This window comes from Streptomyces sp. TRM68367 (genome assembly GCF_014495685.1).
Classification (GTDB): domain Bacteria; phylum Actinomycetota; class Actinomycetes; order Streptomycetales; family Streptomycetaceae; genus Streptomyces.
Map to the genome: position 1 here is coordinate 1 of NZ_JACTVI010000049.1, position 1,407 is coordinate 1,407.

Consider the following 1,407-nt stretch of genomic DNA (forward strand, 5'->3'; position numbering starts at 1 on the left):
AGGCGGGCGAGTTCGGCCATCTCGGGGCAGGCTTTGGTGAGTTCCCGCAGGAGTGCGGTGTCCTTGTCGCGCAGGTTCTCGGGGCGGGCGAGCAGGAGGCGGGCGAAACGCTGCGGGGTGGTGACCGGCTTGTCGCCCTCGGCGCGGCCCTGGGTGATGTAGCGGTAGAGCAGGTTGAGGCTGCCGGTGTAGCCCAGCTCCTTGATCTCCCGGAAGAGTTGGAGGACGGGGACGGCCGGGTCTTCCGCCCGGCGGGTGCGCAGGTGGTCGCGGTAGGGGTCGACGAGCGTGGGCTTGTAGCGGGGTGCGCGGCGCTCTGCGGTGGGCTCCTTCATGCGGGCGTACCGCTTGACGGTGTTCAGGGCGACATCGAGGCGGCGGGCGCATTCGAGGAGGCCGACGCCTTGGCCGAGCAGGTCGTGGACCTGCTGCCAGCGCTCGCGGGTGGTCTGCTCGCGCACGCCCCCGGGCCGGGCGGGGTTCACAGCGGTCGCCCAGCAGGCGGCGTGGGAGCGGACCTCGGCCAGGACCTTGCCGCACAGGCTGCTCCACAGGTGCCACCTGTCGCTGACCTGCACCGCTTCGGGGACGGCCTGACGGATCGCCTCACCGTAGGAGCCGGAGCCGTCCCGGCACACGTACTCAGCCCCGGGATGCTCGCGCAGCCACACGACCAGGGTCTGGGCGGTGCGGTCAGGCAGGACGTCGATCCGCTCGCCGGTCTCGGCGTCGATGATCACAGTGGCGTAGCGGTGGCGGCGCTTGAGGGCGAAATCGTCGATGCCGAGCACGCGCGGGACGGTCAGCGCGGGTGCCGCCCTGCGCATGAGCATGCGCAGGGCGGTCGAGCGGGAGATCGCGCAGGCCAGCACGCGCAAGAGGCGGGCGCCGACCCGGCCGGCTAACTCCTTGACCACGCAGCCGAGTTGGTCGGCCAGGCGGTTGGTGCGGCGCTGGTAGCGCTCCACGACACCGGGAACCTGCTCGCGGAACGTCTGCCGCGGACAGCCGAGCACCGGGCAGACCAGGCGCCGGACCCGCACCGACACCACGACCCGCCGTCCGTCCACCGGCACGTCCGCAACCACCCGCCCGTGGAAGCCATGCACCCGCCCCGTCGGCTGCCCGCAACCCGGGCACGGCACCGGGTCGTCCCGGGTCCGCGCCGACACCCGGATGACCTCGCCCTCGTCCGTCACGCCCTCGATGACGAGGGCCGACAGTCCCGAAAAGACCACATCCACAAGTTCGTTGACATCGCGCGCACCATGCCAACGACGGCCGTCACCCTTCGTTACCACCGATTACGGGACAGAGCCAAGCGAGCGGTGTAACTGGGGTTGGTGTGGCTAGAGTTGGCCTGCGGTGAGGCGGCCGTCGAAGGCCAGGTCGAAGGCGTTCATGGCG

General features: G+C 71.1%; 1 protein-coding gene. It reads right to left on the reverse strand.

Going from position 1 to position 1,407, the window contains the following annotated elements:
• Positions 1-1,244, reverse strand: a 1,244-nt coding sequence (locus H8R17_RS26960; protein ID WP_187825807.1) for an ISL3 family transposase, incomplete at its 3' end; no start/stop codon positions are given.
• Between the last annotated feature and the right edge of the window lie 163 nt (positions 1,245-1,407).